Here is a 21,201-nt window from a genome sequence, read left to right as displayed (position 1 = left end):
TCAATGCCACATGAAGCAGTATTGCTAGTTGATAGAGCTTGGAATCACTCTCGGGAACACCACTGTTTGTCATGTATTCCACAGCGGATTCAATTAAAAGACCGAGGATTTGATCATCCTCGGCCCCATCAATACGCAAATAGGTTTTTACTTGTTCGATTGTCGGCCTCATGAAACGTCACCTCGCTTATGCTTCCGGAGTAACTGTCGCAATTCTGAATGCGCTTTTCAGCTTGATTCGGTGATCGAACCAAGCGGTGAGAACGAAGTTTTCGATCCCTGTTTTGACATCCTTTTGCCGATCATAAATAATTTCCGGACTGTAGTTAAAGTGCGAGTACCTAAAATCCCCGATGATCGGTTTTTCTGCGGCATCACAGAACACTACTGGTTTCCCAAGAATCTGCTCCGGTTGAGCGTTATACAAGGTTGCACTCCCATTCGCGAGTTTTTCGATGATCGTCATGTAATCGGCATAACGCATTACCACCGTGGCATTGTCGCGGAAATCTTCGTGCAGATCCGCAATAGCCGAACGGATAGATAGGTACAACTCAGTCGAGTCTACCGCACTAATGCCTACACCATAGAAGGAAAGAGAACCTTCTCCCGACATAGGAGATGTTGCAAACGCCACTTTCTTCTCTTTCGCTGCCACCCCGCTTTGAAGTGCCATGTCCACGGTTTGAACCAAGTTGGTATCTGTAGCAAGTAGGACGGTTTCAGAAATAGGAACAAAGATTTTAAACTTGTTCCGCCCAAAGGTCACCACATCCCCTTCCGCAGCTAACTCTTTAGCGGTCTCGGTATCAGCAATGAAACCATCATCGCCCAAAGTAAAGGTTACTTTAGGTATCTCCAAGTTGGTCACGCTGGTGAAAGTAGAAATATCACGCAACGGGTTTTTAACAAAGGGCTCATGGAGAAGTTCATTCGTCATGGTAGACGGCAAGATGTTTTCACCACCGGATGTACTGTTATCTCCCAGTGCCGCTTTGACATCATCCGGTATAGCGCGTTGACGAATGGTTGCCCGGATGAATTCTGCTTTTGCTGTGGCGATTTTCCCCTTAGAATCAGCAACTCCCTCAAGTTTCGGTTTATTCTTTTCAAATAACGCCTTTTGATTTGCTTCCAGGCGTGCGTGCGTTTCTTTCAGGATGTCAAACCGCTCTTGCAACTCGGCTTTATGTGCCTTTAGTTCCATCACTTCCTCAATCGGGGTACTAGCATCCCCCGCTTTTAGTGCAATCTTCTCTTCTGTTTGTGCCAGTTGATCTCCTACCGTTTGTAGGCTCATCTTCGCTTCATATAGATTCATCTTAGTCCCTCCAGATAATTAATAATGCGCTTCTTGTTCGACTCCGCTTCACTGATTAGTTCCTGACGTAACTTTCCATCCTGATCATTGTTCTTTGGTAGATCTCTCGCTTTCAACAGCTCTTCCGGCGTATTCTTGTACTTCTGCATGAACTCACTATCCACACAAGCGGCTATGTTCTTTGCTTCAACGACGGTGTCACACAATCCATACGCCAGACATTCTTGTGCTGTGAGCCAAGTTTCATCGGCGAGCATCTGAACAAGCTGATCCTCGTTCAACTTGCCACCTGATCTTGCGAGGTACACTTCGCGCATACTAGTTGCAAGCAAGTCCAGATCATCTGCATTTTTTCTCAAAACCTTCGCATTCCCAACCGTCAGGGTAAAGGGATTATGAATCATCATCATCGCGTTTGCAGGCATAAAAATAGCATCGCCTGCCATTGCAATGACACTTGAGATGCTTGCTGCTAACCCATCAACATGAACGTTGACCTTGGCCTTGTGCCTCTGAATGATGTTATATATCGCCATCCCTTGGAACACCGATCCCCCAGGTGAATTGATGTAGATATTCAAGGTATCAATGTCGCCCAATGCGTCAAGGTCTTCTTTGAACGACTGGGCCGTTGTATCCGTATCGTCCCACTTCCATGAAACGATCTCCCCGTAGATCAACAGGTCGCCCGACTTCGCATCAGATGCCGCTTTGACTTCCCAGAACTTCTTCAGTTGGATCACCTCCTTCGATTGCCTTGCGGTTCAACGATTCGATCACCTCCTTTGATAGCATGTCGATCGGCACTAAGTCACGACTGATATACAACTTATCTCCCCCCTCTTTCGGTGGAAGACCTTCGTATGATCGTAATTCATTGGGAGTTAACCCAGCACTTCTAAGTAGTTTAAAGTAGAACTCTCCCCGTGTCTTCGCATCTCCTCGTAACAGCCCAGCTACATTGAATTCATAACTCAATCCATCTCTACGCTCTTTTTCGCTCAACAATTTCCTATTCAGCTCATGTTCGTACATGCGAACAATCGGAAGCAGGGTCCCTTGTACGTACTCAAGAGCCATCTGTTCCATGCTCTTGTAACTCTCTCCTTCGGTTTCTCCGAGCATATGAAGCGGAATGTTAAACACGCTTGCAACCCTAGACCGTGTGATCCGTTCCACCTCAAACACTTTGGTGTCAATGAAATGTCGTTCAATAGGCTCAATTTCGAGCCCAGAGTCTTGAATAAGCAGCCCACCATTTTCTTTATAAAACTTCTTAAAATGCTCCAAAGCCTCTGCCTTTTTCGTCTCCGACAGATGAGTAGTAAATTTCAACTTAAATGATGCTCGAATAGAACCGTCCATCTGATCCAAGCTAAACTGGCGCACACTCTTATCAAAGTCCACCGTATTCTTAAGCACATCTACCGGGCTAATTCCTTTGTATCCATTCCCGTGGATATGTTTGACGTGGATCATATCCATGTTGTGAACGAAATACGGTCCCTTTTCTCCTTGTACTCGGTACCAAAGCTCCAATGTTCCTGTCTCTACAACAGGTTCCACCCGTTCGGGGTCAAGGATATGAAGCGACCTTATCTGATACCGAGAGTCATACATCTTCATGGCATATCCATTCCCATGATTGTTTCGATGAACCTCTAAGGTCCGGATGAAATCGAAGCCTGTCATGCTACCGTTTGGCGAATAGGCAACTAAATCTGATACTGACGTGTTCACCTGCTCAAAAGAAGAATTGTATAGCTTCAAAGGTAGTGATGCCATTGAATTAGACAGGCGTGAGACCGCTGAAAAGATGGTTTCATTTGTAGCTAGTGTACTCCTTGACCTTTCTTCGAAAATATTCCGTGGATTAAACCAACTTTGGAATCGTTCATATACACTGTTTTTTGCTTCACCCAATCGGGTTCGCATCCAGTTTTTCATCCTATTCCACAAATACATCACCTCCTTTACCCCTTGAGTAATTCATTGATGGATACAAACTGAACGTTCCCACTATCTGCTGGTTGGACCATCTTGGTCATAACCTCCGTGTGAGCATTCAACCATGCAGCAAATCCATCAATCTTTCGGTACCTTCCTTGCTTTGTTGGCATCCAGTTGTTATTTCGATCAGTAACTAACCGAATGTTGTTTAAGTACCAGCGGAACAAGCGATTATTGTTGTATACCACTTTGCCATCAAGAAGGAGGTTTTTTATATCTTTCATTGCCGCATTTAATGTCTTATGCCCCTGAACCACCATAAGAGTTTCAAAACCATAGCTCTCGATTTCCTTCACTAGTCGAAAAGCATTTTTGGGGTCATACGTAACCAGCTCAATGAGGTATTTTCTCGACTGCTCAATGAGCCAATCGTATAAGTACTTGTAATCCACATATTCCCCCGGGCAGACTGACAAAAGCCCCTCTTTGACATACTCCTGATAGGGAATCTTCTCATTATCTATCATGACTTTTTTCTCAGGAATAAACGAATGAGAAAGAACAAACACACGTCCGTCATCAAGTGGGAATTCCAAGCAGACAGAGGTAAAGTCTTCTGAATCCGACAAGTCAAACCCCGCCACACAAGGTCTACCTTCCAGCTCAGACAGATCCACCACATCTTTGTTTCTCTTGATGATCTCAAAGTCCACAAACGATTGCTCATCTGAACGAGTGAAGATATTAAGCCTTTTGTTAATAAAGTCATTTCGCTCGCCAGGGATGTGCTTTCGCTCGTTCCATTCCTCCATCATTTCCTGGAGATCGATCGTCACTCCGAGGTTCGGGTTCGCTTTGATCCACGTAGTTGCATCCTCGATATCGTCATCCTCATCCAATTCCGCCATAAAGTAAAAAGTCCGCTCTGCATCAATGACCCCTTTAAGCACATCATCTGCCTTCTCATAGTAGTCCATCAGCGGACCGTCCAACTCACTGCCAGCGGTAGAGATGTATACTATTAAAGGTTGTTTCCTCGCTGCTGTGGAGTTCTTGATAACATTGATTAGTTTGTAGTCCTTATATCCATGAATTTCGTCGAACGCACCAAAACTACAGTTCTTCCCGTCGAGTTTCTTGCTATCACTTGCAAGTGGTTGAATTTTGGAGATCGTCTTTTTGTATCGGATCTCATGCAATCGAGAGTCAAAGTGCTTATCCAGAATCGGCGACTTCTCCACCATCGCTTTGCACTCTTCGAACATCTCTCTTGCCTGCTCTTTGGAGTTCGCTAGTTGGTACACCCTAGCTCCATTTTCGCCATCTTTCGAGCAACCATAGAGCGATAAACCTGAGACCAACGTGGTTTTCCCGTTCTTCCGACCAATAAAAATAAGCCCTTCACGGAAGCGTCGATACCCTGTCTCTTTATGCACCCATCCATAGAGCGACCCCACAACAAAGTGCTGCCACGGTTGGAGCTTAATTCGTTTGTACTCCCCTTGTGAGGGGCGGCAATACTTTTCGATGAAACCGATGGGTCGAAGTGCCCTTTCTTCATCAAATCGATACGGGTAATCATCGTTTTCTTGCTTTTTTAAGTCATTTAAGTGCCTTTTACACGCTAATTTCACTTTTTCTGAGGCGATTATTTTGCCTTCAAGTACCTCTTTTGCATAAGAGGTTGTCCAACATTTAGTAGTCTTCAAAGTCATCACCATCGTCTATTTCCGCGTCGATTTTCTTGGCAGATGACGGAGTCAAGCAGAGCTCGCTTAATAATTTTCGTTGTCCTTCAACAACCTTTAATACCTTATCCACAGACTTATTATCACGCCACATTTCCTGCGTTCCATTGACGAAAAACTCCACAACACCACGGCTTTTAATGTCCTTCAAGAGAAGTTCTTTGACCTGCTCAAGGAGTGCCATGTTCTCCACGATGAGAATCGTTCGTTCGTCCAACATTTTATCTTTTTCTAGTTCTTCCGCTACTGTTTGGAAGAGGTTCTTCGCTGCTTTTAATGTGATATTTTTACTCGGCTTGAATCCTGTCACATCCTATACCCCCCCTCACGTTATAAAAAAGTGTGTGCGATGAAAACGATGGGCCCCTGCCGGTCCCTAGCCCCCTTGTTATCAACTTTTTAGGGAGGGGGGATCACACCATCTCCTCATTCGCCACCGACTGAATCACTCTCGCCTTGTATTCCTTGCTCTCCTGCTCCTTCCTTCCCTTCTCTGGATGGAGCTTGTTATGACACGTGGCACATACACTCACTAAGTTGTTCTCATCCAACGCCCGCTCTGGTCTCTCCGTTAGGTGTTCAACGTGGTGCACCATCACTGCTGGTGTGAGCTTGTCCTTCTCTATGCATGGCTGGCACAGGTAATTATCACGTATCAATACCGACTCACGTGCCTTCTTCCACGCCTTGCTTTTGTAGAAAGGTAGTGGCTTCTTCATCACGGAACCACCCCTTGCATTGATGGCATTGTATCCCTTTAAACACGGCATCTAAGTCATACGTGTCAGCTAACATCCCCTTCAGCTTCTCCTCAATATACTGCGCGATCTCGTTACCCTCCGACCTGCTGTGCACCTCACGCAGTAAGCCTAATACTTCATCGAAAAGATCAATATCTTTCACACTAATCTCAACCTCCACCGAATTACCCAAATTGTAGATACTCATGATCTCACCTCGCTTACCACACGATAATGGTATCGATCGCGACCCAGCTCGATTTCTAACCAGTCTTCATCTTGTACAACTTTCCAATCTTCTGCCAAAAGATCTTGTTCTACAACCCCTGTTTCCCATCGCAGTATAACGAACTCATCCGGCTTAACTGGACCATGTATATTCCCTTGCTCGTCCAGCCTGTAAAATCCGCCTTCTCCCCAGACCAGCCCGCTGTCTTCGTAATAGCACGGAAAGCAAATCTGGAAGACCGGATCACTTTCGTCTCTCTTGTCGAGTTTCATCATCAAAAATCGGTACCTACAATTCCATGCGGGTCGAAAGACACGCTTCCCTTCTTGTAATGCACGATAAGCATCAATAAAATCCATTACTCAACCTCTTCTCAAAATGGGGTATCGTCAAACGTACCTGCCTTACCCTGACGGATTCTCCAATCTGCCCATCTCACCATTCCACTTAGTTGCCCTGCTAGCCACTCCCTTAAATCCTCATCTGATCGTTCGTATATAAGTTGAAGTGCCTCGATTAAGTTCATGCACAGATCAACATCAATCTCTCTATCCATACTGAACGTTGCATCCAATGGTTGAACTGCCTCTTCACTCGTCTGTTCATGATTTATAATCCTAATCACTCCCTTGTTTCCGCAAAGCGTACTGGAATTTCCCACTCCTATCCGGCGTCGGATTTACTGCTTGTACATTCCACCCACTTTCCAAGTGTTCCTTTAGCTCGTCCGCTTCGGCAATGGTAATCGTTTTTTCATCCACCTTTTCTTTCGCTCTTAAAATGTAGTAGCACCTTCTAAGAGGCACCGTCTTCACATCATGAAGAATCCACCCACATTTCTGATACTGGATGACCTCCGTTGTGTCAGTAAGTATTACTTCCTCTCCGCCCTTCCTTATTTTCACTAATGACTTTATTTCATTCAGAACTTCCCGATGGTACGATAGCCTGGTGTAGAGACTCTCTATTTCATCTTTGATCCAAAGTAACAAATACGCGATTACCCCGCCAATTACCACAAACGCCAGTATCAATAGAAAAATAGCCATTGTTTATTCCTCCTTTCGTTTTTGTTCCATCGCAAAAGAAAAACACCCTCGTCATGAGAGTGTTCTATTATTGTTACAATAATTAAACCCCGCTCCCCCTGCCCAAGCGACACTTGAGCGTCAACGGAGAAACAGGGTTGTGTCCATCATCAATATATAGCGTCCCAGCCACCCTTAGTGGCATTCGATCACACTACTATAATAGCACGGTTTTCACGGTAATAGCGATCAGAAAGCGATCAAAAAGCGATCATATCATCCACATTGGTCACTTAATTAGTTGCAACTCATTTAGAAGGAATTATTTTTTATATATCGAAAATATAAAGAGAAGGAGGGATGCCATATTTTTACGTTTGACATCAACGAATTAATGAAATCATACCCTTACTCTACTTATACCCTGCTTGCTCTAGTCTGTTTGTTTCTTGTCGCTTTGATATTAAAAACATTCTCCAAACGTCAACACCATGCACATGAAATCTCACTTTTTAAGATATTTTCCTGGAAGATTGAGCCTCACAAAGAACTGAATAAGCTCCAAGAAGATTTAGATCACTTAGCTAAGGAATATAAAGTTGTACAGACAGATTCAGCGTTCAAAACAGAAGTCCTTGATAAAATTTATAAAGTAGGACAGCATTCTCAGGAGAACTTGAGCATATTAATTAAAAACAAGAATGAAGGAGAACATCAAGATCATTTTCAAAAAGCCCTTGATTTTATTTCACACGAACTAATGGCAATACTCACCTTCCGCAATAACAGAGATCGAAAAAATATCAGAATAGCTATTTTTGTGCCCAATGATGAATCTGAGCTATTTATTTTAAAAGGCTCTGGCTACTATCCAGCGAGATATTCAGAAGTAAAATTAAACATAGATGGCTCCTTCGCAGGTGAAGCATTCCGCAGAAAGGTAGTATTACATTGTGATGACATTAAAAACACTCAGCTTCCATTTCAGAAACTCATAAGTTATTCTAATTATAATTGTCTAGTATGTGCTCCTATATTACATAATGGTAACGAAAAATCATTGGGTGTTTTAAATGTAGACTGTGAAGGGAATCCATTTAGTGATGACGAAATATTAATCATCAAGTATTTGGCTAACCAGTTGGTTCCGATACTTATGGCTTATAAGGTGAAAAAGAAGATTCATTTTGCAGTTGCATACGAATCTCCCGTATCATCTACTGATAAAAAGGGGGGATATACATGAAAAAGTCATTGACTCAAAAGTATTATGATGGCGAAATCACTCTCGAAGAGTATGTCAAAAAACTATCAAAGTCCGATAAAGCAAACCACACTTTAAAGGAGTCTGAACGAAGGGCAGAAAAAATACTCAAAAAAGTGCGTAGTTTTGCTTAAAAATACCGGACATGGGCCAAAATGTGCCCCTCTGTCCGGTATTTTTGATTCTTGGTCTCGATATCTATAATATATTTTAATCAGGGGAAAACAGCTGATTACGCCACTTCATTCTCGTAATAGCTAACTATCACCTCATCACTAATAATCCGATGCGACACTTCATACTCCCTCAACCCTTCCCTCGCCTCCATCCACGGTCTTTCACTCCTACTCAAATACTCAAGTTCATCACCGGTCAGATGACCATATGAATTCCATAACTCGTGGAGAAAACCCTCTACTCCTTCTGGGACTTCTGGTTTCTCCGTTACTTGCGGAATGAGAGTCCACCCAGTTCCTCGATACACCGCATATAGAGCTGGGCTTACAGGGCCATGAATCCACGCTTCAAACTGCTCAGGAAATAGTTTTTCCCCATACAAAGTCAAATACCACGCATATGAGTAATAGCAGAGTTTCTGTAGCTTCTTGTGCCTCATCGACTCATATGTTAGAAGATACTCAGATACCTTGTATATATTGCTCACAGCCATGGACACCTCCTCCTTACACCACACTCAACATTTCCGCCACCTTCTCCAACGCTCGTTTCTTAATTCTCCGATATGTCGCCTCCGCCCACTTCAAATCGTCCTGCACCTCTTTATCCAGATTTTCATCGATATACCTCTTCTCCAATACCACCCGTTCATCGATACCCAACACACTAAGGGCCCGCTCGATCCTCTTCACCTCTATCTCCATCCACTCAAGCCGTTGTCTCTGCTCTGCTCTCCTAATCCCATACCGCTCTGTGTCCGATACATACCCACTATACGCTTGGCTTGTCCGTTCTTCATAAACAGGGGTGCAAGACGGTAAATCCTCTTCGATGTTCTGGATTTTCTCTTCAATGTTCTCGATGGCTGCTTTCCAGATCGGGTACATCTTCAATAGCTCCTCTACCTTCCGCCGATGCACAGGTTTCTTATTCGCCGATTTCGTCTCTGTTGCTACCGATTCCATACCTGCACCCCCATTGGTTTTGTTATTCTACATTGCCGTCTATATTATGGACAACAGCTTTGCTCGCCTTGGTCTCCACTTCATCCCCATTAGGAAGCGTAATCTTGATCGTTTCCTTCCAATCTACTCCCTGCGTCACCACCACAGTTGCCTCAAACTCATCCGCATGACCACAATCCCTGAACTCTGGAACCAAACCTTCTGCCTGCAACATTGTTAAAATGAACCGATTCCGATGCGCTTCCACCTCTCTATGTGGTCGCTCCCTGATCATTGCATCTTCCCAAAAGTTTAAGAACAATTTACTCGCCATGATCACCCTCCTTATTTATACACTGGATAGTCAATTTCCACTTCCAACTCATCAAGCCCATTGTCTCTACATATAGTGTAGATCATATTGGATTGCTTCTCCGCCCAGCCAATGTCGGTAGCATACTGATGTACCCCTGGATTCTCTGGATTGTACAGCATCTTATAGAGCGTATCCTGATCGTGACTGGAATACGTGTACCAGTCCGAGATGCACTTCGCCCCACCCATGATGGCCTTCTTCACATTGTTCCAGTTCTTCTGCTTCGCGTATGCCGCGCCTAGATTTGATGCGTTGCCATCGTAAGCGGCTACACCGAAAACGTTGTAGTACCCCTCATAGCCGTCGACTTCTCCATTCGCCAATCTACTGGTCCCATGGCTCGTCTCCAGCAAGGAGTGAGCTATCAAATAGACCGGATCAACCCCATAGACGTCTCCTGCCGACTTGAACGTGAATCCCATCCCTTCGAGCGACCCCTTCCCTTCCAATGCCTGATCCAAAAGCTCTATACTTACATCCATCTGGTTGGACAATAGAATGTGCTGAAATATCTTTGACGGTGACATGGTGTTTGATGGCGATACCTTCTCTATCACCTCTTCCAATGTCGCACTACGGAAACCACCTAGCTCGTCATCCCATACAATCGCTCCGCTCGTACCATAGTCCTTGTGGATTTCAGATGCTTCTTCCACGCTCATATCACAAGATGTAAACGAAAACGACCGCAGTTCTCCACTCAACAGCTCTCCTACTTTAAAACCCATAATCATCTCCCCTTGGATTTATGTTTGATCAAAAATTCTGCTTGCCAGGGTAACAGATACTTTCCAACCCTCATCCTTGAAAATCGCCTTGGTGGTTGTCTCTTCTTGAATAACAAAAACTTGAGAAACAACATCATCTGCTCCGTTCTTCGTCTCCTGCTCATCCCCATCACCCACTCAATCAAAAATAGAATACTGTTCCTTCATCAACTCCTCATACATATCCCGATCATGATCCACCTCCTTCAATTGATACCGATACCCGCACACCTGACATTCCACCAAGTTCCCCGTCACCCTCAAGTTGCTCTGCCGATCCTCCCCACAAATCTCACATCTATTTTCAAACGCCACCGGATTGTAGTAGATGACGACCATTCATTCTCTCTCCTTTCTCAGCTCCGGCATAAAGAAATCAAAGACCGCCGCTATACTCAACCCAATACTAACTTCACACTCTTTCGCTCCTTTCGCTCCATCAGTCGCCAGCTTGTCTACCATCCGCTTAAGGTTCGCTCGATACTCTGGATCGCTAATCTCCCTGTCTACTCTCTCTTTCATCCGTCCGACCCATTCAAGTGCTGCGTCCATCCCATCACCCTCTCATCCGTTCATGTCTCTGTACAGTTGTAGCAATTGCTCGACCCATCTCTTGAACCGATACACCGATGTGCATCGTAGCTAGAGCGAGTTCCAGCTCTGCTACTCGCTTCTGTAACTGTCTATTCTCATCTTGGAACTTCAGCATTTTATCCAACAAATCCGCCGTCTGGAGCTTCAACACCTCATCCCGCAACTCCATCCTCACTCACCTCCCATACAGTGATTTCCGCTCGCTCTTCTGCCTTGGAAGTAACAGATATTTTCTCAATCTCCAGCCTTCGAACTTGTCTGTCATCCTTGTACGCAATCTTGTTTAGTCCATCCATGAAGGACTTCGCAAGATTATCCACGTCCATATCCTGACCACCACATAGGTACGCCACTGCCTCAACCTTTACGGGTCCCATGATCATTTTAGGAACTGCTATCCGTGCATTCCATCCAACTATATTCTTATAAGCAAGGTACCTCTGCGCCTGTTCGCTTACGTGCTTCGACCTTTGAGTCATCCGTACAGCTGCGACAGGTCTACCTTCCACCGTGAAGCGGATCATGCTTCCTCCACAATCCATGCCCCTGTGATACAACCCTCTAATTCTTCAGGAGGATAATAATACTCTCCACCTTCAGTTCCTATCAGAATGTAGCCTTTAACGAACCCTCTATCATCTTTTTCAACATAGATGCTATCTTGGACATTAACTTCACCCTCGTAGACCATCCGCATTGCAAACTCCAGAACGTCCGCTCCCTTTGTGTTCCCTCCTGCTATTACAACAATCGTTGCAGATACCTCTTCCTGCTCGTCTGGCTCCATGTACGCCACATCTTCAACACGAACGTGCACGGTCTTGTGTGTAATCACTTGATCTCCCCCTGAAACACTTGGAACCCGTACCGTTCAGCCATTGATAATCTCCTCCTCGGTGGCTAATCTCAGATACTTCGTTGCATAATAACCCCTGTAACCTTCGAGTAAAACAACCATGATATCTTCAGTCCATCTCTGCTCATCCGATCTACAAGTCCACACCTTGCCACGGAATTTTTTCAAATCCGCCTCCCCACACCCGTACATGACCACCCGATCACCTGTCTTCAGCATTGTTCTGCTCCCCCTCTTTCCTTATAGCTGACCCATCGCTCCAGAAATTCGTCAGATTCGTCGCCTAACAAAACAATGATGTTTGCCCATTCATCGTATTCAAAATCCCACCGTGAACACTTCAAAATGACCAAAACCTCATTCTCCTCCATGTTCCCCCGGTCCACCCAAGCCACATCTACTAGGGAGAAAATCTCATTCACGCCTCGGAAGACCATTGAAACCCGTTCCTCTTCACCTTTCGGCACTCTACCTCATCCTTTCGGCTTTCCACCAGATACCATGGCTCCTCATAAAATTCGTGTGAAAATCTGTAATAGTCCCCGTCATAGGCGAAGATAAAATCCATCTCATAGTAGGCGGGGCCACCACCACCAGGGACTGCCTCGACATAACGCATCCCTTTCTCCTCGTTGTGTACCCCATCCAAGATCGGCTCAAGGTCCTCCATGTTGAACTTCACTCTTCAACCTCCTCTCCGCCATAACTCAATAGCTCAGAGAGCATATCGAGTATCAGGTGCATCGACTGATAAAGTTCCTCTAAATCCGTTACCACCTGACCATAAATTTCTCGTTCACTTTCAGTCAGCTCTCCTACCTCTCCATCTAGTGCGGCATAGTATTTTTCGCTAATCTCCTCAATGCTCTTTATCTTCGATCGCATCATGAGGTGCCCCATACTCCACCCTCCCTATTTCTGATCCGCCCATTCCGTGCTAAATCCATCAACAGGACGAGCACCTCATCAGGATCACGCTTGAAATGAGCCGACATCTCCTCTATGCTAACCCCTTTCTTCCACATCTCAGCCACAACAGGGACCTCTTTCACTCCGCACCAATCGAAATTAAACGGCTCCCCTTCTCCGAGAGCAGTATAAATCGTTTGACGTCGAAACGGCGTTGCCACTGGAATTTGTCCGATCTGCATCAAAAACCGCCTCCTAGTCTGTAATCAGGACCTTCCACCCGATAGATTCGCCCGCGCGACATCCCAAAGAGTCTAGATGTCGCACCTGCTCCTATTCGATACTCCAAGGTGTCTCTGTCTTCATTCGAGCTATAAATGATAGGCCAGTCGCTTCTTATACCGCAAGTACATACTCTGCTTAGCTTCACTTGGATTGCTCTTCCCGATGTCGCATGATCTTTTCAGTCAGCTCGTCGTACAGCTTCCTACCCTTGTCATAGTCTTCTTTTTTAATCAAGGGATTGTCCAGATACTCCGCCCCTCGTACCAGTCGTTCCAATAGCTCTTCCAACTGTCGCTCGGTCATCATCAGCCCTCCTCGTACTTTTGAAGCCAACCTTTGAAGATGTATCGGAAGTCGTTCGTCCCAATGTCCCGCCCCTTTGCAATTGTTGACTTCACGACACGTCCACCAGCATGTTGCAAGCCTGGAATCTCATCGTTCGGATCGTCCCACAGGAATTCCACCACATCGGCATCCTGTTCAATATCGCCACTCTCTTTCAAGAATTCCAACGATGGCTTGGCGTTCTTCTTCCCTTCACGGTTCATCATCGCCACCAGGATGAACGGGCAGTCCATCTCCATGGCAATGCGCTTGGCTGAACGGGTCACCTCACCGATCGCTTGCGCGCGGGTCATCGATGCAACGTAGGGAATTTTCATGATGGATAAGTAGTCCACGAAGATGGCGCCGATCCTCCCATGCTTGCGCTTCATCTGCCGAGTGGTAGCCTTCACTTCCTCGATGGTCACATTCTTTGCATCCGCCACATGGAATGGGTAGTACTCAAAGTCATCATAGGCACGGTTGATCTTCTCCCACTCCGCATCAGAGAAGTGCTTCTTCGAAAAGGCACTATACGGAATCCCTGTCACCGCTGGAAACATGCGATCATACAACTGCTCCAACGACATCTCCTGGCTCCAGATGAGCACTTCACCCACGTTCTGCTCGGCGATTCCCTTCGCCATCTGAAGCATCTTTGCTGTTTTCCCCACACTCGGTCTACCAGCCAAAATGTACAGCCACCCACGTCCCACTCCACCATTTGTCCATGCATCAAACCGTGTGAATCCTGTGGGTATCCGTGTATCTTTGCGCTTTAGATGCGCCATGTACCGTTCCCGTGCATCCTTGACGTGAATCATGTCATTCGCAGTTTCTGGCCGAATGGAAGTAGCTAGCTGTTCAATCTTCGAGTAAAAATCTTCGTCGTCTTGTTCACCGCCTTCAGTCGCCAGCTTGGAGATCTTTTCACCTGCTTGTGCAGCTCGCCTTCGAATGGATCGAGAGCGCACAATTTTGGCATAGTGAACCACATTTGCTGTTGTTGGCACCGTGTTGGACAAATCCGTCAAGTAGGAGACTCCGCCCACTTCATCCAAGCGGTTGTATGTTCGAAGCATCGTCGTGATCGTGATCACATCAATAGGCTCATCCTTTTTGAACTGATAGAGCATCGCCTTCCAAATCAACTGATGGTTAGCCACAGTAAAATCCCTGGATTCCAGCAAAGGGGCAACCTCGTCTATCGCGTCTGGATCAAGGAGGACAGAACCTAACACCGCCGTCTCTGCTTCCAGTCCCTTCTTCTCCTCACGACTCTGCTGCAAGGATAGGATCATCTTGTTGCGCTCCTCTGTCTAACCATTTGTGGAATAACTCTGGGTGAGAGTCTGGCGTTTTCCCCGTTGAACAGAATCGGCTCACATTAACTTGCATCTGTTTCATTTCCTCTCGCCTGCGCTCTAGTCGATCCTCCTCCGTCTCGTGTTGTTCCGGCTCATCCAAGTAGTCCTCAAAGTCCAAATTCGCACTCAAGAAGGTGCTCGGGTGTTTCATGAACTTTTGTGCAGTACCGTCACGATCACATGTCCTGGAGTAATGTTCAGCGGCTCCGATCATCTCTTCAGGAGTTGCCTCTTTCTGCTTGAGTCGGGCTTTCCAAGTCTTGAATGCCCGTTTCTTGCCTACTTTTCGTGGATAGGCTGACCAGAATTTTAGAAAGTCTTCGGTGTATCCATTTTGAACATCGGGTTGCACACGTGATCGACCCTTGGGTTGATCTTTATCTTTATTACTTTTAATTAAATTACTTTCTATTAGGCGGGAATCATCCTCGAGTACATCTGTGTGCACTCTGTGTTCATCAACGTGTTCACTTCCGAATGATTCCGTGTTCATTCCGTGTTCATCCGAATGTTCATTCGCGAATGGTTCTTGTTCACTTTCAAAATGGACATGGGATTGATTTTCAGATGTTTCAGCTTCAAATTCGCTCGTCGGTACTGGTTCCTCCTCTTGCTCATAGTCAGTGGGGTCAGGAAACAAACTCGGCTTGTCATGATCGACCCGTTGGAACTTGTTCCAGTTGACCAGCAGAATGTAGTGACTCCCGTCTACTTCGTAGCGATGAATGGTTCCAATCCCTTCGATAGCTTGGAGGTCGGACTCAATCTCCTTGACGGATATGTCCTCGTACGGGAACACCGTGGAACGCACAAACTCGGGTTTCCCCCGTAATTTCCCGTGGTCATCTGCGTTCGAGAACAGCCCAATGAGTAGCAAACGTTGCCTAAAAGTCAGCTTGGACACGTCTTCGCTCTGCCAGAAATTCGGATCGATCATTCGTTTTCTCGCCATGATGTTTCCCCTCCCCTTGATGTGGAGGGCGACCGTAGCCGCCCTATGTTAGCAGACCCTCTTCTACCTACTAAGACCAACTCCAAATCCAAATAACACATAACACTCAAGCAGGGATGGCAGCCCCCACTTTGTTCAATAAACCCTCGTCAACTCTCGTGCGTAGACAAATCCCAAATGGTCGGTTCGATAGACAATCCCACTCATGCACATTTGCGCCCATATGACTTTACAAGGCTCGGCACCCTCGACATGGAGAGTGTCACCCACAACAAGGTAGTCCATGTCGCCGTCATCCCCATCACGTGTCCACTTTGCTTTGTATGTGTTCAAGCTCATCTTCTCACCCACTTAACTCCTCCTCTAGTCCATCTATCGCCAGTAGCTCCTCTAATGCCCACTCAGAATCGCGTAATATGCTCCGAATGGCTTCTATCTCTCCCGTCTCGCAGGCGCGTTGGATTCCCTCGAAGTCTTGCTTTAAACTCCGATAGTAGTGCTCTCTCCGTTCATCCCGTGGTGTAGGCTCCAATACGGTTGTCTTCGCATTCAAGTTGTCCCACCTCCCATAACGTCTCTCTCGCTGCCTTCATGGCTTCTTTCCGTTTCATGCCTTTGTACAAGAGCCGATACTTGCCTTGATAGTGGTTGTGCACCTCCCACCGATCCTTCCCTTCGCGGATCATGGTCATGTTCTCAACCTGTTCGCCCTCAATCAGTTGATAGAAAAGCATCAGTCCATCCATCGTGCTGTGCACCTCATGGGTTCGAATCCGCTTCACCTGATCCCCAGCTCCTTTTCTAACTTGTCATCTTCAGGATCACTCACGTTCACTACCTCGGCTTCCTTCGCTTCTGTTTCATCCTCTTCTTCGGGCGGTGGCTCAATTAGCTCCGTCAGCTCTTCTTTTGTGTTGTCTCTGATATATTTGATTAGCTCGTCCATCTCTGCTACAGTCGGCTCTCTATCTCCAGGATCTATGATCACTTTCAGAAGCTGAACGATCTGTTCATCTGTGAGCCCCTTTTTGCGACCAGCTTGGAGCACTTCTTTTTTCTTCAGGATGTATGGATCTTGTTTCGGCTGTTGTTGTGGTCTCTGCTGTTGGTGCTGATACTCTTGATGGTTGATCTCCTCGGCGGATACTTCACCGAATCCCACTAGATCGAGAATGGCGCGGTTCTTTGCCCTTGTGATAGCGTGGGCTCTTATGTTGTGAATGGTTTGTTGCTTCTTCCCTTTCTCATCAAATCCACACGACCCGTCAGCTTCCTGGTACGCCCCTGTCGCTTGATGAATCGCTCTCACTTTCGCCAGCCACGCCACCGTTTTGCCGTCCTCTTTCAAAGGTTCGTCTTGAACAATCTCGCATGACAGGTTGAAAAACCTCTGAACTTTACGGACGAATGACTTCATGGGATGGTATTTTTCTCCGATCTTTTGAAAGTCCTCAGGTTGCCCAATACGTTTCTTCAGATCTTGGTAGAGCTTGAACTGGAGCATCGTCTCTTCAACTGAGCCCGCCGGAGTAATCATTCCAGCGGATTGTTGCTGTTGCTCAACGACTTGGAGATTGTTCCTCTCGCTCATTTGACCTCGCCTCCAGTGGCTTTGCACAATAGTTCGTCCAAACAATCGTCACAAATGAAAAGCACCTCACCGACTTGCAACAGATTCCGGTCATCTTCGCAGAAATGACATCCGTTCATACTTGCCACCCCTCCCATGATTAATCGCACGTCTCCCATGACCGCCACGTGACGATGTATTGGTCATCCTTCACCCTCTCAACAACCACACACCACTGTCCGTAGCCACACGGATCATGGATGGTTACGCACGCTACGTCATACGCGAAATCATCTATGGACTGCTTGTCCTCTCCAATGTCTTCATGCGTCTTCGCATGTGCTACGTGTTGTAGGAACCCACCGTGTCTAGCAGGTTTCTTCTCATGATGGGTGACTTCGAATGTGACTGTTTTCATGAGAGAATCCCCTCCGCTGTGTAACAGCCTTCAATCATCCATGCGACCACTTCATCAAAGGAATTGAACTCCTCTGTATAAATCGGGTCTGACCCAATGTATCGATGGATGCAATACCATCCGTCATGAATGACCTCGATATCAGTGCTCTCGTCAAATCGTTCAAATGGACGAAGAATCGTGATCTCCTGTTCCCCCTGAGCGATAAGCCGTTTCAACTTGTCGTGGATCTCTTTGCTCTCTCTGTTCATTTGTGATTCCTCCCATTCTCTTACTTCCGACCCACAGAATATGATTGATATACTAGATACTAGAAAAGGAGTTGATATAATTGCTGGACAGACAGTCGGAAAAGATATTGAAAAAGTTGTGCAAGTTGAACAAACAAGGAGAAGGATACTTCCAAAACACCGAAGAGTTATACAAGAAGCACTTCCCCAAAATGGAGTTTGATGACGTCGAAGGTTCTCTCTCTAAGCTGAATGAACAGGGTTACATCAGTGGTCAGTGGGCTGATGATACTCTCGTAGACATCTCCCTCACTTATGAAGGGAAGACATACAAGGAGAAGAATCAGAAAAGATCCAAAAGGTTCATCTATGAAAAATTGTTTATCCCCATTGTTCTTGTTATACTAAGTGCGATTATCACATCGTATGTGAAAGACTGGATCAACGGCTGTCTCTAAGCCACTGGACCAGCACTAACAGCGCAAACGCAATAACCATGTTGAGTCCGATGAAATCCCATCCACATCCCATGAGTTGAGCCTCCTCTTGTCCTACCACTTCCTATGTGGTAGGCTATTGGTAGCTGATATATGAAAGCCCAAGTTTCCGCTACCGCTGACTCGGTGGCGGTTTTTCATTTGTTCGAAGCTCTTTCGACGGAGCAGTTGCATTTGTTGACTCCAATTGAGCTTGCGCCACTCGCCCACTTTGATGTTCATGCTTGTCACCTCCCTTCACGGTTGATATAGAATCGAATGTTCGTTCCACTGCTGCTTCGACTGCTCCAGTTCCGCAATTTCCTTTCGATTCTTTTCAATCTTCCGCTTCGCACAGTCATCGCTACACAAATGGTAAGCCTCCTGATACGTTCCATAGTCGTCCCAACACACAGCCTCCATAGAGACCTCTAACCAAGGCTTTGGTTTCCTTTCACTCTGACCATAAAATTTGTATAATTCTCCACACATGTCGCATTCGTAATACGTCCCCATTGCCATGTGATAACCTCCTATTTGATTTTTTCGATTGCATTCATTGATAGATCCAACCGCTTGCAAATGTAGTTCTCTCCCTTAGCTGTCACCAGTGTGGTTCCTTTGTTGACCACCTTGTCGCCCATCGTCACTGGTGTTTCCTTCACTTTGAAGTAGCCTTGCTCGATGTAATTCTGATATGGGAGGTTGCGACGATCGCCACTAGACATAAGTATTTTCTCTTCCCTCAATCTTCGGAATAGAATATTCGGTCCGATCCCCAATGCCTTCGCTACAGAGCTGACCGACTTTGCGTTTGATCCACTTAGGAAGGTGTCATACGACTGTGCTTTCGGAAGCATTATTTTGTTTTCTGCTGACAGTTGGTCGTTTTTCTCGGCCAGGTCTGCTGCCAAGCGAAGTGCATCGGGTAGAGATTGAGGTATGTTGAATTGCGTTTGCTGTGCTTTGTGTCGCTTCTCAATGTCAATGAAGTATAACCTTGCTTCTCGTCCTCGTTCGTTGTTCTCAACCATTGCTATTTCCTTTGCTGTGTCGAGCTTCAAGTAAAATTCCGTGGATGGTCTGCCACCTGTACTTTTTGATAAAGTTGTCATAAAGTCCGTTCCCTCTACAAAGCGGTACTTTTTAATCCGATTTTTGATCCAGTGAGCGAATTCTTGCCCACTCTCCAGAAATTCGTGTAGCTCCCTCGCATTCACCAACCGATCCTCACTGTCACTTTCGTATACCGGAACTAATTGATTCTCGATCACTTTGAGCTTGTCCATTTCATTCATCCTTCCTTAGCCGAAGATGTAATCTTGAAATTCGTATCCGATCTGTTCAAGAATCGCTAGTGCAACTGATAGAGATATAGGCAAGCTGTGGATAAGAGAATAAATGCTTTTTATATCGATAACACTGGGTGGCAACTCGTCTATGGGCTTATGACGACTTAGATAGTAACTTACACGATCAATTACATAGATCAGATCTTCAAAGTTGTCCGCCTTGGAGATAACTGCCTCACGCACCTTCCAGTACTCCTCCTGATACAACCACTCCCCTTGGATCGTCTTCAAAGTCTTTGATTGGTCGGTGTAGGTTCTCATTTACATAACGCCCCCTTGTAAGGTAAAGCTCGTCCACTCTGCCGGGACTAAGCCCGGTCATACTGCTCTGCTGCATGACACTTTCTCATACAACTCCATCACCTCTGAAGAGATGCGCTCGTTCTTCTCAGGAAACATCACCGAGATGCGAAACGTCTGCTCCATGTCGGTCATGAGGTTTGCGAGGGCAATGTCACGGTGGCTAGTGTCGAAGTAGGCTCTGTTCATGATCGTGTGATACTGTTGCTCGAACGTTGTTGTGGTGTTCATTTTGGGTCGGCTCCTTTATGGTTGGTCGCTTTCCAAGGCAGTGCTGTTTAGCCAGTTCTCAAAGGCTTTTCGTGGAATACACCAGACATGACCAACACGAATCTTCGGAAAATCTTTTCTATGCAGAATGTGAGCCCTAAAACTCGACTCGCTGATCTTCAACATCTCCACCACCTCATGTATTCGGTATGTAACCGGTTGGTTACGGACTTCCTTCGCTTCGTCGACCAATTCAGCGACATCAGTCAGTAGACGCATCAGTTGTGTAAACTGCTCATCATTTTCTGACACTGAATGGATGTTTCTGACCTTATCATTCATTTGATCACCCCTATTGATCATGCTATGCAAGTGGGACTGTAGTACAGGCTAGTAAATAAATGATTCATTTTGATTCTTTTTTATCATTATATGAATCATTAGGAATCTTGTCAACGTTAATTTTCATATTGTTCAATATTAGATTCAAATCGAATCTTTCTTGAGTAAAAAAAAGAACCCAATCAAATCCTAAAACTGCTGCAATACGCTTGGCAACTTTGACACTGGGATTGCGGTTTCCGTTTTCGATACTTCTTAAAGATTCAGGTCGGATACCTACCCGCTCTGCTACATCTCGATACTTAAGACCCTTCCCTTTTCTCATTTGCCTCAACCACATGCGCTCCATAGTACCAACTCCTTTATGAAGTGAAAAGTTTTCATATTTTAATAATATGATTCATTACGATTCTTGTCAACACAATTATCACTCAAGAACATAATTTCCCTTTACCTGAATCAATTTGAATCA

The 21,201-nt window shown here is 45.7% G+C and carries 44 protein-coding genes; 3 read left to right on the top strand and 41 right to left on the bottom strand.

The annotated features are described in order from the left end of the window. From AC6RGY_RS11405 to AC6RGY_RS11355, 11 genes are all read right to left on the bottom strand, one after another. The coding region (locus AC6RGY_RS11405) for a head-tail connector protein (protein WP_499863132.1) at positions 1-172 on the bottom strand (172 nt) is incomplete at its 3' end. Between the two features lie 15 nt (positions 173-187). Then, positions 188-1,321 carry a phage major capsid protein gene (locus AC6RGY_RS11400; protein WP_499863114.1) on the bottom strand — a complete coding sequence of 378 codons (1,134 nt, stop codon included), beginning with the start codon at positions 1,319-1,321 and terminating at the stop codon, positions 188-190. Further along, positions 1,318-2,001: a head maturation protease, ClpP-related gene (locus AC6RGY_RS11395; protein ID WP_499863112.1), complete on the bottom strand. Its 684-nt coding sequence runs from the start codon at positions 1,999-2,001 to the stop codon at positions 1,318-1,320. Before AC6RGY_RS11395 ends, AC6RGY_RS11400 begins: the two co-directional genes overlap by 4 nt. Before the next feature lie 19 nt (positions 2,002-2,020). Next, positions 2,021-3,286 carry a phage portal protein gene (locus AC6RGY_RS11390; protein WP_499863129.1) on the bottom strand — a complete coding sequence of 422 codons (1,266 nt, stop codon included), beginning with the start codon at positions 3,284-3,286 and terminating at the stop codon, positions 2,021-2,023. Between the two features lie 8 nt (positions 3,287-3,294). Further along, positions 3,295-4,986, bottom strand: a complete 1,692-nt coding sequence (locus AC6RGY_RS11385) for a terminase large subunit (protein ID WP_499863109.1) — start codon at positions 4,984-4,986, stop codon at positions 3,295-3,297. Further along, positions 4,967-5,329, bottom strand: a complete 363-nt coding sequence (locus tag AC6RGY_RS11380) for a P27 family phage terminase small subunit (protein WP_499863107.1) — start codon at positions 5,327-5,329, stop codon at positions 4,967-4,969. The genes AC6RGY_RS11385 and AC6RGY_RS11380 overlap by 20 nt, the downstream gene beginning before the upstream one ends. Positions 5,330-5,432: 103 nt before the next feature. Continuing rightward, positions 5,433-5,738 carry an HNH endonuclease gene (locus AC6RGY_RS11375; RefSeq protein WP_499863105.1) on the bottom strand — a complete coding sequence of 102 codons (306 nt, stop codon included), beginning with the start codon at positions 5,736-5,738 and terminating at the stop codon, positions 5,433-5,435. After that, the gene (locus AC6RGY_RS11370; RefSeq protein ID WP_499863103.1) at positions 5,686-5,967 is read right to left on the bottom strand and encodes a hypothetical protein; all 282 of its coding nucleotides are present in this window, start codon (positions 5,965-5,967) and stop codon (positions 5,686-5,688) included. Before AC6RGY_RS11370 ends, AC6RGY_RS11375 begins: the two co-directional genes overlap by 53 nt. Beyond that, positions 5,964-6,347, bottom strand: coding sequence for a Thoeris anti-defense Tad2 family protein (locus tag AC6RGY_RS11365; protein WP_499863101.1), 384 nt, complete (start codon positions 6,345-6,347; stop codon positions 5,964-5,966). The genes AC6RGY_RS11370 and AC6RGY_RS11365 overlap by 4 nt, the downstream gene beginning before the upstream one ends. A 14-nt stretch (positions 6,348-6,361) precedes the next feature. Continuing rightward, entirely contained in the window at positions 6,362-6,613 is a 252-nt protein-coding gene (locus tag AC6RGY_RS11360) for a hypothetical protein (RefSeq protein WP_499863099.1), read from the bottom strand. Next, positions 6,606-7,037 (bottom strand): hypothetical protein, encoded by a 432-nt coding sequence (locus AC6RGY_RS11355; RefSeq protein ID WP_499863097.1) that lies wholly within the window; start codon positions 7,035-7,037, stop codon positions 6,606-6,608. Before AC6RGY_RS11355 ends, AC6RGY_RS11360 begins: the two co-directional genes overlap by 8 nt. Before the next feature lie 373 nt (positions 7,038-7,410). Between AC6RGY_RS11355 and AC6RGY_RS11350 the strand changes: the two genes are divergently transcribed. Continuing rightward, on the top strand, positions 7,411-8,262 hold the full coding sequence (locus tag AC6RGY_RS11350; protein WP_499863095.1) for a GAF domain-containing protein: 852 nt from the start codon (positions 7,411-7,413) through the stop codon (positions 8,260-8,262). Continuing rightward, positions 8,259-8,414, top strand: a complete 156-nt coding sequence (locus tag AC6RGY_RS11345; protein ID WP_499863093.1) for a hypothetical protein — start codon at positions 8,259-8,261, stop codon at positions 8,412-8,414. Before AC6RGY_RS11350 ends, AC6RGY_RS11345 begins: the two co-directional genes overlap by 4 nt. 98 nt (positions 8,415-8,512) lie before the next feature. Here AC6RGY_RS11345 and AC6RGY_RS11340 read toward each other — a convergent pair whose 3' ends face one another. The 23 genes from AC6RGY_RS11340 to AC6RGY_RS11230 all read right to left on the bottom strand — a co-directional run bounded on the left by AC6RGY_RS11340 (position 8,513) and on the right by AC6RGY_RS11230 (position 18,070). Next, positions 8,513-8,950 carry a Panacea domain-containing protein gene (locus AC6RGY_RS11340; RefSeq protein ID WP_499863090.1) on the bottom strand — a complete coding sequence of 146 codons (438 nt, stop codon included), beginning with the start codon at positions 8,948-8,950 and terminating at the stop codon, positions 8,513-8,515. 13 nt (positions 8,951-8,963) lie between these two features. Further along, positions 8,964-9,422 (bottom strand): ArpU family phage packaging/lysis transcriptional regulator, encoded by a 459-nt coding sequence (locus tag AC6RGY_RS11335; protein WP_499863088.1) that lies wholly within the window; start codon positions 9,420-9,422, stop codon positions 8,964-8,966. Positions 9,423-9,444: 22 nt separating this feature from the next. Beyond that, a complete protein-coding gene (locus AC6RGY_RS11330) occupies positions 9,445-9,735 on the bottom strand; it encodes a hypothetical protein (protein ID WP_499863086.1) in 291 nt (96 codons plus the stop codon). 11 nt (positions 9,736-9,746) lie between these two features. Continuing rightward, positions 9,747-10,505 (bottom strand): N-acetylglucosaminidase, encoded by a 759-nt coding sequence (locus AC6RGY_RS11325; RefSeq protein ID WP_499863084.1) that lies wholly within the window; start codon positions 10,503-10,505, stop codon positions 9,747-9,749. 177 nt (positions 10,506-10,682) lie between these two features. Beyond that, positions 10,683-10,883 (bottom strand): hypothetical protein, encoded by a 201-nt coding sequence (locus tag AC6RGY_RS11320; protein WP_499863082.1) that lies wholly within the window; start codon positions 10,881-10,883, stop codon positions 10,683-10,685. Beyond that, positions 10,884-11,096, bottom strand: a complete 213-nt coding sequence (locus AC6RGY_RS11315; protein WP_499863079.1) for a hypothetical protein — start codon at positions 11,094-11,096, stop codon at positions 10,884-10,886. Positions 11,097-11,100: 4 nt separating this feature from the next. Next, positions 11,101-11,307 carry a hypothetical protein gene (locus AC6RGY_RS11310; protein WP_499863077.1) on the bottom strand — a complete coding sequence of 69 codons (207 nt, stop codon included), beginning with the start codon at positions 11,305-11,307 and terminating at the stop codon, positions 11,101-11,103. Continuing rightward, entirely contained in the window at positions 11,291-11,662 is a 372-nt protein-coding gene (locus AC6RGY_RS11305) for a RusA family crossover junction endodeoxyribonuclease (RefSeq protein ID WP_499863074.1), read from the bottom strand. Before AC6RGY_RS11305 ends, AC6RGY_RS11310 begins: the two co-directional genes overlap by 17 nt. Then, a complete protein-coding gene (locus tag AC6RGY_RS11300; RefSeq protein ID WP_499863072.1) occupies positions 11,659-11,973 on the bottom strand; it encodes a hypothetical protein in 315 nt (104 codons plus the stop codon). Before AC6RGY_RS11300 ends, AC6RGY_RS11305 begins: the two co-directional genes overlap by 4 nt. Positions 11,974-12,009: 36 nt before the next feature. After that, entirely contained in the window at positions 12,010-12,213 is a 204-nt protein-coding gene (locus AC6RGY_RS11295) for a hypothetical protein (RefSeq protein ID WP_499863070.1), read from the bottom strand. Next, positions 12,207-12,347 (bottom strand): hypothetical protein, encoded by a 141-nt coding sequence (locus AC6RGY_RS11290; RefSeq protein ID WP_499863067.1) that lies wholly within the window; start codon positions 12,345-12,347, stop codon positions 12,207-12,209. Before AC6RGY_RS11290 ends, AC6RGY_RS11295 begins: the two co-directional genes overlap by 7 nt. A 65-nt stretch (positions 12,348-12,412) precedes the next feature. Further along, positions 12,413-12,676, bottom strand: coding sequence for a hypothetical protein (locus AC6RGY_RS11285; protein WP_499863065.1), 264 nt, complete (start codon positions 12,674-12,676; stop codon positions 12,413-12,415). Continuing rightward, positions 12,673-12,894, bottom strand: coding sequence for a hypothetical protein (locus AC6RGY_RS11280; protein WP_499863063.1), 222 nt, complete (start codon positions 12,892-12,894; stop codon positions 12,673-12,675). Before AC6RGY_RS11280 ends, AC6RGY_RS11285 begins: the two co-directional genes overlap by 4 nt. Next, complete coding sequence (locus AC6RGY_RS11275; RefSeq protein WP_499863061.1) at positions 12,879-13,145, bottom strand: FeoC-like transcriptional regulator; 267 nt, start codon at positions 13,143-13,145, stop codon at positions 12,879-12,881. The genes AC6RGY_RS11280 and AC6RGY_RS11275 overlap by 16 nt, the downstream gene beginning before the upstream one ends. Positions 13,146-13,329: 184 nt before the next feature. Further along, positions 13,330-13,491 (bottom strand): hypothetical protein, encoded by a 162-nt coding sequence (locus AC6RGY_RS11270; protein WP_499863059.1) that lies wholly within the window; start codon positions 13,489-13,491, stop codon positions 13,330-13,332. A 2-nt stretch (positions 13,492-13,493) separates the two neighbouring features. Continuing rightward, positions 13,494-14,813, bottom strand: a complete 1,320-nt coding sequence (locus tag AC6RGY_RS11265; protein ID WP_499863057.1) for a replicative DNA helicase — start codon at positions 14,811-14,813, stop codon at positions 13,494-13,496. Further along, the gene (locus tag AC6RGY_RS11260) at positions 14,785-15,831 is read right to left on the bottom strand and encodes an LvrA C-terminal domain-related protein (RefSeq protein WP_499863055.1); all 1,047 of its coding nucleotides are present in this window, start codon (positions 15,829-15,831) and stop codon (positions 14,785-14,787) included. The genes AC6RGY_RS11265 and AC6RGY_RS11260 overlap by 29 nt, the downstream gene beginning before the upstream one ends. A gap of 135 nt (positions 15,832-15,966) precedes the next feature. Next, positions 15,967-16,182, bottom strand: a complete 216-nt coding sequence (locus AC6RGY_RS11255; protein WP_499863052.1) for a hypothetical protein — start codon at positions 16,180-16,182, stop codon at positions 15,967-15,969. Further along, complete coding sequence (locus AC6RGY_RS11250) at positions 16,175-16,384, bottom strand: hypothetical protein (protein ID WP_499863049.1); 210 nt, start codon at positions 16,382-16,384, stop codon at positions 16,175-16,177. Before AC6RGY_RS11250 ends, AC6RGY_RS11255 begins: the two co-directional genes overlap by 8 nt. Then, a complete protein-coding gene (locus tag AC6RGY_RS11245; protein ID WP_499863045.1) occupies positions 16,341-16,613 on the bottom strand; it encodes a hypothetical protein in 273 nt (90 codons plus the stop codon). The genes AC6RGY_RS11250 and AC6RGY_RS11245 overlap by 44 nt, the downstream gene beginning before the upstream one ends. Next, positions 16,610-17,422 (bottom strand): hypothetical protein, encoded by an 813-nt coding sequence (locus AC6RGY_RS11240; protein WP_499863043.1) that lies wholly within the window; start codon positions 17,420-17,422, stop codon positions 16,610-16,612. The genes AC6RGY_RS11245 and AC6RGY_RS11240 overlap by 4 nt, the downstream gene beginning before the upstream one ends. A 139-nt stretch (positions 17,423-17,561) precedes the next feature. Further along, on the bottom strand, positions 17,562-17,819 hold the full coding sequence (locus tag AC6RGY_RS11235) for a hypothetical protein (protein WP_499863040.1): 258 nt from the start codon (positions 17,817-17,819) through the stop codon (positions 17,562-17,564). Continuing rightward, positions 17,816-18,070, bottom strand: a complete 255-nt coding sequence (locus tag AC6RGY_RS11230) for a hypothetical protein (protein ID WP_499863038.1) — start codon at positions 18,068-18,070, stop codon at positions 17,816-17,818. The genes AC6RGY_RS11235 and AC6RGY_RS11230 overlap by 4 nt, the downstream gene beginning before the upstream one ends. An 80-nt stretch (positions 18,071-18,150) precedes the next feature. Here AC6RGY_RS11230 and AC6RGY_RS11225 point away from each other — a divergent pair, with 80 nt between their 5' ends. Further along, positions 18,151-18,507 carry a hypothetical protein gene (locus tag AC6RGY_RS11225; protein WP_499863036.1) on the top strand — a complete coding sequence of 119 codons (357 nt, stop codon included), beginning with the start codon at positions 18,151-18,153 and terminating at the stop codon, positions 18,505-18,507. A gap of 93 nt (positions 18,508-18,600) precedes the next feature. On the opposite strand, the gene AC6RGY_RS11220 is transcribed toward AC6RGY_RS11225, so the two are convergent. The 7 genes from AC6RGY_RS11220 to AC6RGY_RS11190 form a co-directional block, all read right to left on the bottom strand. Beyond that, complete coding sequence (locus AC6RGY_RS11220) at positions 18,601-18,768, bottom strand: hypothetical protein (protein WP_499863034.1); 168 nt, start codon at positions 18,766-18,768, stop codon at positions 18,601-18,603. A gap of 15 nt (positions 18,769-18,783) precedes the next feature. Further along, entirely contained in the window at positions 18,784-19,047 is a 264-nt protein-coding gene (locus tag AC6RGY_RS11215) for a hypothetical protein (protein WP_499863032.1), read from the bottom strand. Between the two features lie 11 nt (positions 19,048-19,058). Next, positions 19,059-19,814 (bottom strand): antA/AntB antirepressor family protein, encoded by a 756-nt coding sequence (locus AC6RGY_RS11210; RefSeq protein WP_499863030.1) that lies wholly within the window; start codon positions 19,812-19,814, stop codon positions 19,059-19,061. 15 nt (positions 19,815-19,829) lie between these two features. After that, positions 19,830-20,138, bottom strand: coding sequence for a hypothetical protein (locus AC6RGY_RS11205; protein WP_499863028.1), 309 nt, complete (start codon positions 20,136-20,138; stop codon positions 19,830-19,832). A gap of 57 nt (positions 20,139-20,195) precedes the next feature. After that, positions 20,196-20,408 (bottom strand): hypothetical protein, encoded by a 213-nt coding sequence (locus AC6RGY_RS11200; RefSeq protein ID WP_499863026.1) that lies wholly within the window; start codon positions 20,406-20,408, stop codon positions 20,196-20,198. A 15-nt stretch (positions 20,409-20,423) separates the two neighbouring features. Continuing rightward, complete coding sequence (locus AC6RGY_RS11195) at positions 20,424-20,729, bottom strand: helix-turn-helix domain-containing protein (protein WP_499863024.1); 306 nt, start codon at positions 20,727-20,729, stop codon at positions 20,424-20,426. 64 nt (positions 20,730-20,793) lie between these two features. Next, the gene (locus AC6RGY_RS11190; protein WP_499863022.1) at positions 20,794-21,078 is read right to left on the bottom strand and encodes a helix-turn-helix domain-containing protein; all 285 of its coding nucleotides are present in this window, start codon (positions 21,076-21,078) and stop codon (positions 20,794-20,796) included. Between the last annotated feature and the right edge of the window lie 123 nt (positions 21,079-21,201).

Source organism: Mechercharimyces mesophilus, assembly GCF_059818345.1.
The sequence above is the reverse complement of the archived record's forward strand: the minus strand, read 5'-3'. Positions and strand labels throughout refer to the sequence as shown.

Bases quoted from the DNA above. Each gene is read 5' to 3' on its own strand.
- AC6RGY_RS11345 (WP_499863093.1), top strand. From the start codon at position 8,259: ATGAAAAAGTCATTGACTCAAAAGTATTATGATGGCGAAATCACTCTC.
- AC6RGY_RS11210 (WP_499863030.1), bottom strand. From the start codon at position 19,814: ATGGACAAGCTCAAAGTGATCGAGAATCAATTAGTTCCGGTATACGAA.
- AC6RGY_RS11350 (WP_499863095.1), top strand. From the start codon at position 7,411: ATGAAATCATACCCTTACTCTACTTATACCCTGCTTGCTCTAGTCTGT.
- AC6RGY_RS11320 (WP_499863082.1), bottom strand. From the start codon at position 10,883: ATGGTCGTCATCTACTACAATCCGGTGGCGTTTGAAAATAGATGTGAG.
- AC6RGY_RS11260 (WP_499863055.1), bottom strand. From the start codon at position 15,831: ATGGCGAGAAAACGAATGATCGATCCGAATTTCTGGCAGAGCGAAGAC.
- AC6RGY_RS11400 (WP_499863114.1), bottom strand. From the start codon at position 1,321: ATGAATCTATATGAAGCGAAGATGAGCCTACAAACGGTAGGAGATCAA.
- AC6RGY_RS11310 (WP_499863077.1), bottom strand. From the start codon at position 11,307: ATGGAGTTGCGGGATGAGGTGTTGAAGCTCCAGACGGCGGATTTGTTG.
- AC6RGY_RS11340 (WP_499863090.1), bottom strand. From the start codon at position 8,950: ATGGCTGTGAGCAATATATACAAGGTATCTGAGTATCTTCTAACATAT.
- AC6RGY_RS11375 (WP_499863105.1), bottom strand. From the start codon at position 5,738: ATGAAGAAGCCACTACCTTTCTACAAAAGCAAGGCGTGGAAGAAGGCA.
- AC6RGY_RS11330 (WP_499863086.1), bottom strand. From the start codon at position 9,735: ATGGCGAGTAAATTGTTCTTAAACTTTTGGGAAGATGCAATGATCAGG.
- AC6RGY_RS11190 (WP_499863022.1), bottom strand. From the start codon at position 21,078: ATGGAGCGCATGTGGTTGAGGCAAATGAGAAAAGGGAAGGGTCTTAAG.
- AC6RGY_RS11390 (WP_499863129.1), bottom strand. From the start codon at position 3,286: ATGTATTTGTGGAATAGGATGAAAAACTGGATGCGAACCCGATTGGGT.
- AC6RGY_RS11195 (WP_499863024.1), bottom strand. From the start codon at position 20,729: ATGAATGATAAGGTCAGAAACATCCATTCAGTGTCAGAAAATGATGAG.
- AC6RGY_RS11215 (WP_499863032.1), bottom strand. From the start codon at position 19,047: ATGGCAATGGGGACGTATTACGAATGCGACATGTGTGGAGAATTATAC.
- AC6RGY_RS11220 (WP_499863034.1), bottom strand. From the start codon at position 18,768: ATGAACATCAAAGTGGGCGAGTGGCGCAAGCTCAATTGGAGTCAACAA.
- AC6RGY_RS11205 (WP_499863028.1), bottom strand. From the start codon at position 20,138: ATGAGAACCTACACCGACCAATCAAAGACTTTGAAGACGATCCAAGGG.
- AC6RGY_RS11240 (WP_499863043.1), bottom strand. From the start codon at position 17,422: ATGAGCGAGAGGAACAATCTCCAAGTCGTTGAGCAACAGCAACAATCC.
- AC6RGY_RS11305 (WP_499863074.1), bottom strand. From the start codon at position 11,662: ATGATCCGCTTCACGGTGGAAGGTAGACCTGTCGCAGCTGTACGGATG.
- AC6RGY_RS11335 (WP_499863088.1), bottom strand. From the start codon at position 9,422: ATGGAATCGGTAGCAACAGAGACGAAATCGGCGAATAAGAAACCTGTG.
- AC6RGY_RS11365 (WP_499863101.1), bottom strand. From the start codon at position 6,347: ATGGATTTTATTGATGCTTATCGTGCATTACAAGAAGGGAAGCGTGTC.
- AC6RGY_RS11370 (WP_499863103.1), bottom strand. From the start codon at position 5,967: ATGAGTATCTACAATTTGGGTAATTCGGTGGAGGTTGAGATTAGTGTG.
- AC6RGY_RS11230 (WP_499863038.1), bottom strand. From the start codon at position 18,070: ATGAACAGAGAGAGCAAAGAGATCCACGACAAGTTGAAACGGCTTATC.
- AC6RGY_RS11325 (WP_499863084.1), bottom strand. From the start codon at position 10,505: ATGGGTTTTAAAGTAGGAGAGCTGTTGAGTGGAGAACTGCGGTCGTTT.
- AC6RGY_RS11200 (WP_499863026.1), bottom strand. From the start codon at position 20,408: ATGAACACCACAACAACGTTCGAGCAACAGTATCACACGATCATGAAC.
- AC6RGY_RS11270 (WP_499863059.1), bottom strand. From the start codon at position 13,491: ATGACCGAGCGACAGTTGGAAGAGCTATTGGAACGACTGGTACGAGGG.
- AC6RGY_RS11315 (WP_499863079.1), bottom strand. From the start codon at position 11,096: ATGGACGCAGCACTTGAATGGGTCGGACGGATGAAAGAGAGAGTAGAC.
- AC6RGY_RS11265 (WP_499863057.1), bottom strand. From the start codon at position 14,813: ATGATCCTATCCTTGCAGCAGAGTCGTGAGGAGAAGAAGGGACTGGAA.
- AC6RGY_RS11280 (WP_499863063.1), bottom strand. From the start codon at position 12,894: ATGGGGCACCTCATGATGCGATCGAAGATAAAGAGCATTGAGGAGATT.
- AC6RGY_RS11235 (WP_499863040.1), bottom strand. From the start codon at position 17,819: ATGAAAACAGTCACATTCGAAGTCACCCATCATGAGAAGAAACCTGCT.
- AC6RGY_RS11295 (WP_499863070.1), bottom strand. From the start codon at position 12,213: ATGCTGAAGACAGGTGATCGGGTGGTCATGTACGGGTGTGGGGAGGCG.
- AC6RGY_RS11355 (WP_499863097.1), bottom strand. From the start codon at position 7,037: ATGGCTATTTTTCTATTGATACTGGCGTTTGTGGTAATTGGCGGGGTA.
- AC6RGY_RS11275 (WP_499863061.1), bottom strand. From the start codon at position 13,145: ATGCAGATCGGACAAATTCCAGTGGCAACGCCGTTTCGACGTCAAACG.
- AC6RGY_RS11385 (WP_499863109.1), bottom strand. From the start codon at position 4,986: ATGACTTTGAAGACTACTAAATGTTGGACAACCTCTTATGCAAAAGAG.